The following is a 7,660-nucleotide window of genomic DNA, read 5'->3' on the forward strand; positions in this document are numbered from 1 at the left end:
GAAAAGGTTTCCGGCCGTTTCCGCAACCATCCTGCATCGGCAAAAATATGATTTTATCCGGAGCGGAATAAATTCTTTATGCTGTTGCCGAATTGACTATGAATGAAAGCTCCTGAAAGTGACACCATTCGGGATACTCCCCCTTCGTCCCGTCATTCGGAGTTTTTCAGATGCCTTTTACCGAAAAAGCCGGTCTTTCGATCGATAGCGCGCTTTATGATTTCCTCGTCGACGAGGCCCTGCCGGGTACGGGCGTGGACGCCGAGCGCTACTTCGCCGACTTCTCCGCCATCGTGCACGACCTCGCGCCGGAAAACCGCGCGCTGCTGAAGACGCGCGACGCGCTGCAGGAAAAGCTCGATGCCTGGTACCGCGAAAACGGCGCGCCGAGCGACATGGCCGCCTACGAGGCCTTCCTGCGCGAGATCGGCTATCTGCTGCCCGAGGGCGGCGCGTTCAAGGTAACGACGGAAAATGTCGATCCGGAGATCGCGAGCCTTGCCGGCCCGCAGCTCGTCGTTCCCGTCATGAACGCACGCTATGCGCTGAACGCCGCCAATGCGCGCTGGGGCTCGCTCTATGACGCGCTCTACGGCACGGACGCGATCCCGGAAACGGACGGCGCGGAAAAGGGCAAGGGCTACAATCCGGTGCGCGGCGCGAAGGTCATCGCCTGGGCGCGCGGCTTCCTCGACGACAGCGCGCCGCTTGCCGGCGCCTCCTGGCGCGATGCGGCGGGCTTTGCGGTCGAGGGCGGCAAGCTCGTCGTCGCGCTGACCGGCGGCGGCAAGACGGGTCTTGCCGACGGGAACAAGTTCGCCGGCTATGTCGGCGATGCCTCCGCCCCGACCCATGTCCTCCTGAGCAACAACGGCCTGCATATCGATATCGGCATCGACGCCTCCACGCCGACCGGCAAGGACGACGCGGCGCATATCGCCGACGTCGTCATCGAATCGGCGCTGACCACGATCATGGACTGCGAGGATTCCATCGCCGCCGTCGATGCCGAGGACAAGGTCGTCGTCTATCGCAACTGGCTGGGCCTGATGAAGGGCGATCTTTCCGAAGAGGTCGTCAAGGGCGGCAAGACCTTCACCCGCCGGCTCAACCCCGACCGCGTCTATACCGCGCCCGACGGCTCGACCCTGACGCTGCCCGGCCGCTCGCTGATGCTGGTGCGCAATGTCGGCCACCTCATGACCAATCCGGCGATCCGCGACCGCGACGGCAACGAGGTGCCGGAAGGCATCATGGACGCCATGGTCACCGCGCTGATCGCGCTCTACGACGTCGGTCCGAACGGCCGCCGTCAGAATTCGCGCGCCGGCTCGATGTATGTCGTCAAGCCGAAGATGCACGGGCCGGAAGAGGTCGCCTTCGCCTCGAAGCTCTTCGCCCGCGTCGAGGCCGCCGTCGGCATGGCCCCGAACACGATGAAGATGGGCATCATGGACGAGGAGCGCCGCACGACGGTCAACCTCAAAGAGGCGATCCGGGCCGCCAAGGACCGCGTCGTCTTCATCAATACCGGCTTCCTCGACCGCACCGGCGACGAGATCCATACCTCGATGGAAGCGGGCCCGATGATCCGCAAGGGCGACATGAAGCAGGCCGCCTGGATCGGCGCCTACGAGAACTGGAACGTCGATATCGGCCTCGAATGCGGCCTGTCCGGCCATGCGCAGATCGGCAAGGGCATGTGGGCCATGCCGGACCTGATGGCGGCGATGCTGGAGCAGAAGATCGCCCACCCGAAGGCCGGCGCCAACACCGCCTGGGTTCCCTCGCCGACGGCCGCGACGCTCCATGCGACGCACTATCACAAGGTCAACGTCGCCGATGTGCAGGCTTCGCTGCATTCGCGTCCGCGTGCAAAGCTTTCCGACATCCTCTCCGTCCCGGTCGCGGTTCGCCCGAACTGGACGCCGGAGGAGATCCAGCGCGAGCTCGACAACAATGCCCAGGGCATCCTCGGCTATGTCGTGCGCTGGATCGACCAGGGCGTCGGCTGCTCCAAGGTGCCGGACATCAACAATGTCGGCCTGATGGAAGACCGCGCCACGCTGCGCATCTCCGCCCAGCACATGGCGAACTGGCTGCATCACGGCGTCGTCACGGAAGCGCAGATCCTCGAGACGATGAAGCGCATGGCCGCGGTCGTCGACGGACAGAATGCCGGCGACCCGCTCTACCGCCCGATGGCCGGCCATTTCGACACCTCGATCGCCTTCAAGGCCGCGCTCGACCTCGTCCTGAAGGGCCGCGAGCAGCCGAACGGCTATACCGAGCCGGTCCTCCATCGCCGCCGGCTGGAGCTGAAGGCTGCGGACGCTTGAAAATGGGACGGCGGGGAAGTTCCCTGCCGCTTCGCCCCTCATCCCGCTGCCGCGACCTTCTCCCCGCAAGCGGGGAGAAGGCGAAGGAGGCAAAGGCTTCCCGTAATGCGGAAAACGGCGCGGCATATCCCTTCTCCCCGTTTACGGGGAGAAGGTGCCGGCAGGCGGATGAGGGGCAACGCCATAAAGAGAAAGGCCGCCGGGATGACCGGCGGCCTTTTGCATGAATGCGGTGTCCTGCGCTTACTGCTGGACGACGACGCGGGCGCTGTGGCCGGGGCGGACGCGCTTGTAGAGGTCGATGATGTCCTGGTTCATCAGGCGGATGCAGCCTGACGAGGCGGCGGTGCCGATGGAGGCCCATTCCGGCGTGCCGTGCAGGCGGAACAGCGTGTCCTGGCCCTTCTCGTTGAAGAGGTAGAGCGCACGGGCGCCGAGCGGGTTCTTCAGGCCCGGACCCATGCCGTCCTTGACGTAGCGGGCGACGTCGGGCTTGCGGTCCGCCATTTCCTTCGGCGGATGCCAGGTCGGCCATTCCTGCTTCCAGGCGACATAGGCCTCGCCCTGCCAGGCAAAGCCCTGCTTGCCGACGCCGATGCCGTAGCGAACGGCCTTGCCGCCCGGCAGCACGTAGTAGAGGAAGCGGTTCGGCGTGTTGACGATGATCGTGCCCGGCTTCTCGCTGGTGGCGTAATCGACGATCTGGCGGTGGAACTTGGTGTTCACCTTGTTGATCGGAATCGCCGGCAGGGCGTAGCCGTTGTCCTCAACAGGGCCATAATCCGATGTGAAGATGGCATTCGTCGCCACCTTTTCGCCCGGCGCGGAGTCGGACGGGGCGGTGGAGCAACCAGCGAGGGTGACGGCCGCTGCCAGGCCGCACAGAAGGAGGGCATTGCGGAAGCGCATGTGATTCTCTTAGGATCAGGAATTAAGAAGTTCCGAGACGCAGAACTTTTATCGACTATGGTTTATTTTCGATTAAACCGGTCAATGCAAGTCTGTGCGGCATGGTGCGGGCTCGCGCGCAAGCAAAAAACCGGAGAAGTGTTTTTTTGCAACAACAATGCCGGTCGACTGCCGCTTTCGCTGGCCCCGGCTCCTTGCCAAGCACGCCTTCACGCGCCGTTCAACGGTCATTCCGCCGGCTGACCCGTCATCGCACAGGAACCGCTGCGTGCGGTTAACAAAGCCTTGCTGCATGATCCGGCGGCGGCCCTCTCTTAACTTTTTCAGGCCGGGCGATTCGCGCTAGACTGCGATTCGCCGAGGAACCCCATGACGATCGTTTCGCTGCACAACGACAATCCGCTGCTCGACGGCCGCCAGTCCGACCGCGCCATGATGGTGCGCCGGGGTGTCCAGCGCATGCTGATGGACATGCGCCATGCGGTCTTGCCCGAGCTGACGCTGGCGAGCGGCCGGCGCGCCGACCTCATCAGCCTGTCCGACAAGGGCGAGATCTGGATCATCGAGATCAAGACGTCGATCGAGGACTTTCGCGTCGACCGCAAATGGCCCGATTACCGCCGCCATTGCGACCGGCTGTTCTTCGCCACCCACAAGGACGTGCCGCTCGATATCTTCCCGGAGGAGTGCGGCCTCATCCTTTCCGACGGCTACGGCGCGCATATGCTGCGCGAGGCGCCGGAGCACAGGCTCTCCGCCCCGACGCGCAAGGCCGTGACCTTCGCCTTCGCCCGCGTTGCTGCGGGCCGGCTGCTTCTTGCGGAATTCTCCATGGATGCCCGGCGGGACGGGCCGGACATCTCGGCCATCGTCTCCGGACGCCGGGACGAGCCGGCCTGATTACTTCGGCGCGCGCTTGGCGAGGATGCGCTGGAGCGTGCGGCGGTGCATGTTGAGGCGGCGTGCCGTTTCGGAGACGTTGCGGTCGCACATCTCGTAGACGCGCTGGATATGCTCCCAGCGCACGCGGTCGGCCGACATCGGGTTTTCCGGCAGTTCCACCTTTTCCCCGGGGCGCTGCGTCAGCGCGGCGAAGATGTCGTCGGCATCGGCGGGCTTGGCGAGATAGTCGACCGCGCCGAGCTTCACCGCGTTCACGGCCGTCGCGATATTGCCGTAGCCGGTCAGCATGATGATGCGGGTATCGTCGCGGCGCTGGCGGATGGCGGCGATGACGTCGAGGCCACTGCCGTCACCGAGGCGCAGGTCGACGACCGCGTATTTCGGCGGGCTCGTCTTGGCCTTGGCGATGCCCTCGGCCACCGATTCGGCGGTATCGACGGCAAAGCCGCGCGTTTCCATGGCGCGGGCGAGCCGGCGCAGGAACGGTGCGTCGTCATCGACCAGGAGGAGCGAGGGATCGGGGCCGATATCGTCGGCTGCGGTCTGCGGTTCGGTGTTTTCTGCCATTTTCGTCTTCCGTGGCCGATTTTCGTCCATTCTTGATCGCGGTCAGCTTATCACCTGTAAGATGGTGCGGGTAAAGTCATTTCGCACCCTTCGCCTCCATCCGCGCCCGCGGCCAATCGACCGAGACGCGCGCGCCCGGCCGGTCGCCCGTGCGGTTGCCGAAGGTGAGCCTCGCGCCCGAGCGCTCCAGCAGCGTCTTGGCAATGAAGAGCCCGAGCCCCAGCCCGCCGGCCCGCTCGTCCTTCTGCCGCTTGGTGACATAGGGGTCGCCGATGCGCTGGAGGATATCCGCCGCATAGCCGTCGCCGTCGTCCTCGATGACGATCGTCACCCGTTCCGTCGTGTGGCTGACGGTGACGGTGACCTCCTCGCGGGCATGGTCGACGGCGTTTTCGAGGAGATTGCCGAGGCCGTAGAGAATGCCGGGATTGCGGTTGCCGACCGGCTCGCTCTCCCGCTCGCCGTTCTCGACGAGATTGAGCCTGATGCCGAATTCGCGGTGCGGCGCCAGCACCTCCTCCATGAGGGAGGAGAGCGGCAGAACGCGCATATGCGCCTCGTCCTCGGTGGAAAGCGTCGTCAGCCGGCGCAGGATGTCGCGGCAGCGCTCGCTCTGGCTGCGCAGGAGCTGCACGTCTTCCCTGAAGCGGTCGTCGGTGCCGAGCTCCCGTTCCATCTCGCGGGCCACCACGCTGATCGTGGCGAGCGGCGTGCCGAGTTCGTGGGCCGCCGCCGCCGCCAATCCGTCGAGCTGGGAAAGGTGCTTTTCGCGCTGGAGGATGAGTTCCGTCGCCGCCAGCGCATCGGAAAGCTCGCCCGCCTCGCGCGATACCCGGTAGGAATAGAAGGCGGCGAAGGCGGTGGTCGAGACGATGGCGAACCAGAAGCCGGCCGTCAGCACCGGCGGCACGACCAGCAGCGTGCCCGGATACCAGGGCAGCGGGAAGGGCGTGAAGGCGAGCGCCGTGATGCCGGCGACGGCAAGCCCCCCGAGCGTCAGGCTGAAGCGCACCGGCTGCAGCGAGGAGGAGATGATGACCGGCACGCAGACGAGCGGCGCGAAGGGGTTGGCAAGGCCGCCGGTGATGAAGAGCAGTGCCGTCAGCTGGCAAAGGTCGAAGGCGAGCAACAGGAAGGCGGACGGCGGCGTCAGGCGATGGGCCGGCGCAAAGCGCACGGCCAGGAAGAAGTTCACTGCCGCCAGCAGAGCGATCAGCACGAGGGCCGGCAACAGTGGCAGCGGGAATTTCAGCCACAGCGCGATGACGACGACGCTGATCGTCTGGCCGGCCACCGCCAGCCAGCGCAGGCGAATGAGCGTTTCGAGGCGAAGCCGCCGGCCGGAGCCCTCGAAATCGATATCCTGATAGCCTGTCATGCTTCGTCTCCTTTGAATATCGTCGCCCTCAAGTGCCGCGCGGCTTGGCGCGCGTCGTCGGCATGGCCTCGGCCGGATCCTCAGGCCAGGGATGTTTCGGATAGCGTCCACGCATGTCCGCCCTGACGTCCCGCCAGGAACCGGCCCAGAAGCCGGGCAGGTCCCGCGTCGTCTGGATCGGGCGGTGTGCGGGCGATTGCAACTCCAGCAGCAGTGGCAGCCGCCCGCCGGCGACGGCCGGGTGCTGCTTCAAGCCGAACAGTTCCTGCACGCGGATCGCCAGCACCGGCTCCGCGCCGTCATAGCGGATCGGATGGCGCTGGCCGGTCGGCGCCTCGAAATGCGTGGGCGCGAGCCGTGCAAGGTCGCGCTGCACCTCATAGGGCACCAGCGCCAGCAGCCCTTCCTGCAGGCTGCCCGAGGATATGTCGTCGATGCCGCGCGTCGTCTCCTGGAAGGGAACGAACCAGTCGTCGAGCCGCGCAAGCAACGCCTCGTCGCTCGTGTCCGGCCAGGGCTCGCCGATGGAACGGTGAAGGAAGCCGATCCGGTCGCGCAATTGCGCCGCCTCGCGGGAAAAGGGCAGGGCCTGCAGGCCGAGCTGGCGCACGCCTTCGGCAAGCGCCTGCGCCGCCTTCGGCCCGCCCGGCCGCGGAAGCGGCGCTTCCTCGAGGATCATCGCGCCGAGCCGCACGACCCGCCGCGCCCGCACCTGCCGGCTCGCCCGGTCGAAGACGCATTGGTCCTCGCGCACAATCTTATCGGCAAGTTCCGCCTCGACGGTGGATCGGTCGATTTCTGCCGCCGCGAGAATGCGCTGCCGGCCTGCCTGCCCGGTAAGATCGGCGACGACGATCATCTCCGCGCCGGCCAGCCGCTCGGTCTCCGGCAGCTCGCCGCCGCGCCCGTTCGCCATGACGAAACGCCCGCGCCCGCCGCGCTGCAGGGCGACGCGATCGGGAAAAGCGTGCAGCAGCAGCGCGCCCGGCGTGCTCGCGGCGGGGGAGGCGGCCTTGCCGAAACCATCCGCCATGCGCTGCGCCAATCGCCTCGCCGCTTCGGCCCGCTCGCCTCGCTCATTGGCGAAGCGGCGCAGGCGTTCTTCTATATCCACTGCCGAACCGCCGAGACCCTGTTCGGTGAGCAGCACGGCGAGCCGCGCGGCTGCCGCCTGCTGGCCATCGCCGGCGGCGTGGAGGATCATCGCGGCCAGCCGCGGCGGCAAGGCCAGTTCGCGAATGCGCTTGCCCGCCGGGGAAAGCGCCCCCGCCTCATCCAGCGCGCCGAGCAGGCGAAGCAGGTTGCGTGCCTCCTCCACCGCCGCTGCCGGCGGCTGGTCGACGAGCCGGAGATCAGCCGGATCGGTCACACCCCAATGGGCAAGATCGAGCATGAAGGAGGAAAGATCGCTGGAAAGGATTTGTGGGGGCGTGAAGGCGGGTAGCGCCGCTAGCTGGCCGGCATGCCAGAGCCGGATCGCGATGCCCGGTTCCGTTCGCCCGGCGCGGCCGGCGCGCTGGTCGGCCGAGGCGCGCGAGACGCGCACGGTCTCCAGCCGCGTGAT

At 66.5% G+C, this 7,660-nt stretch carries 6 protein-coding genes (1 of these 6 only partly in view); 2 read left to right on the forward strand and 4 right to left on the reverse strand.

Features of this window, described 5'->3' with window-relative positions:
* Positions 1 to 170: 170 nt before the first annotated feature.
* On the forward strand, positions 171 to 2,339 hold the full coding sequence (locus ACZ48C_RS16060) for a malate synthase G (RefSeq protein WP_464781716.1): 2,169 nt from the start codon (positions 171 to 173) through the stop codon (positions 2,337 to 2,339).
* 243 nt (positions 2,340 to 2,582) lie between these two features.
* On the opposite strand, the gene ACZ48C_RS16065 is transcribed toward ACZ48C_RS16060, so the two are convergent.
* Positions 2,583 to 3,248, reverse strand: a complete 666-nt coding sequence (locus tag ACZ48C_RS16065; RefSeq protein WP_119257998.1) for a L,D-transpeptidase — start codon at positions 3,246 to 3,248, stop codon at positions 2,583 to 2,585.
* 369 nt (positions 3,249 to 3,617) lie between these two features.
* Here ACZ48C_RS16065 and ACZ48C_RS16070 point away from each other — a divergent pair, with 369 nt between their 5' ends.
* The gene (locus ACZ48C_RS16070; RefSeq protein ID WP_119257999.1) at positions 3,618 to 4,148 is read left to right on the forward strand and encodes an MmcB family DNA repair protein; all 531 of its coding nucleotides are present in this window, start codon (positions 3,618 to 3,620) and stop codon (positions 4,146 to 4,148) included.
* Here the strand turns inward: ACZ48C_RS16070 and ACZ48C_RS16075 are convergent, their stop codons facing one another.
* From ACZ48C_RS16075 to hrpB, 3 genes are all read right to left on the reverse strand, one after another.
* Positions 4,149 to 4,718: an ActR/PrrA/RegA family redox response regulator transcription factor gene (locus ACZ48C_RS16075; RefSeq protein ID WP_119258000.1), complete on the reverse strand. Its 570-nt coding sequence runs from the start codon at positions 4,716 to 4,718 to the stop codon at positions 4,149 to 4,151.
* 76 nt (positions 4,719 to 4,794) lie between these two features.
* On the reverse strand, positions 4,795 to 6,096 hold the full coding sequence (locus ACZ48C_RS16080; RefSeq protein ID WP_464781717.1) for an ActS/PrrB/RegB family redox-sensitive histidine kinase: 1,302 nt from the start codon (positions 6,094 to 6,096) through the stop codon (positions 4,795 to 4,797).
* Positions 6,097 to 6,124: 28 nt separating this feature from the next.
* Positions 6,125 to 7,660, reverse strand: the 3' portion of a protein-coding gene (gene hrpB / locus ACZ48C_RS16085; protein WP_464781718.1) for an ATP-dependent helicase HrpB. It continues 936 nt past the right edge of the window; the window shows 1,536 of its 2,472 coding nt (coding positions 937–2,472); its start codon lies off the right edge, out of view — the gene reads right to left on this strand; its stop codon occupies positions 6,125 to 6,127.

The organism is Shinella sp. 1A1, assembly GCF_055379515.1.